At 28.9% G+C, this 996-nt stretch carries 2 protein-coding genes; both read left to right on the forward strand.

Annotated features, from left to right (window positions below; all coding sequences use genetic code 11):
* A partial coding sequence (locus U880_RS0100650; RefSeq protein ID WP_024654364.1) for a DUF276 domain-containing protein occupies positions 1–303 on the forward strand: 303 nt, incomplete at its 5' end.
* Positions 304–315: 12 nt separating this feature from the next.
* Positions 316–936, forward strand: coding sequence for a DUF735 family protein (locus U880_RS0100655; RefSeq protein WP_038358607.1), 621 nt, complete (start codon positions 316–318; stop codon positions 934–936).
* Positions 937–996 lie beyond the last annotated feature (60 nt).

Below are 996 nucleotides of genomic sequence, written 5' to 3' on the forward strand. Positions count from 1 at the left end.
AAAAATCATCTATATCTTAATGTTGACGCTAAAATTAGAGATATTTACACCAGAATTGCAAATAATAATTATGGTGATATGGGAATTAGTTTTGAATATCAAGATTTCTTTGCTCCTGTGAATGAAATTAAGGGCGTACACTGCATTGATGTCTCTGTTGCTCTAAAAGAAAACTTGAATACAAAAATTAATGAGATCAATGATAACGAATTTAAGAATAATGAAAATATTCAGGTTGAAGAAAATGAAATTCTTGATTTTGATTTTACTTCTGATAGATTGTTAATCAATATATCCTCATAAAAAGGAGTCTGCATGACAAGTATACCTACTATACCCACAGTCTTTCATGACACTGAAGTTGAAAAAATAATACATGCCGAACTTGAATTCATAGATCAAATAATCAAAGAGGTCAAAACTCTTAATGATAATTTCACAGATATCAATGCTACTACAAATCTAAATTCAAGATTCATAGCATTCTGGTTATCAGAAATATTGAAAATTATATACTCAACAAACCAAACTCTTGAAACACTAGCAAAAAATATTGATAGTGTGCTTTTCGCTTTACGTCATATTGGGACCCATGAATCATTTATCAAGCTATTCAAAGCCTTCCTTAATGTTGATATCGAACCTACTACTTTATCACCTGGCGTCATTAACATAAAGCTCAAAAGCGATATTAAAACTAATGTTATAGCATTTATTGTTGGTAGTAAGTCAAAAAAAGACACTACACCTCATAAAAAAATTATATTCAAAACTAAAGAAAATGAACGCATTCTTAAAAAAGCATGGATTATAACTTTACTTCCTAAAGGATATGAAAACTCTATTTACGCATTTATCAAAAAACTCATTCCTATTGGAAGAATACTTAAAATACAAAACTATAAGAATGAATACGTCAGAGAATTTAAAGGATAATAAATAAGGAGATTTTATGACTAATCAAGAAAGTCCTGAACAAGATACCGTCGTAAGACA

The sequence above is a fragment of the Borrelia hispanica CRI genome (assembly GCF_000500065.1).
In the GTDB taxonomy this organism is placed as follows: domain Bacteria; phylum Spirochaetota; class Spirochaetia; order Borreliales; family Borreliaceae; genus Borrelia; species Borrelia hispanica.

Excerpts from the sequence above, each read along its gene's own strand:
- U880_RS0100655 (WP_038358607.1), top strand. The coding sequence starts at position 316 with ATGACAAGTATACCTACTATACCCACAGTCTTTCATGACACTGAAGTT.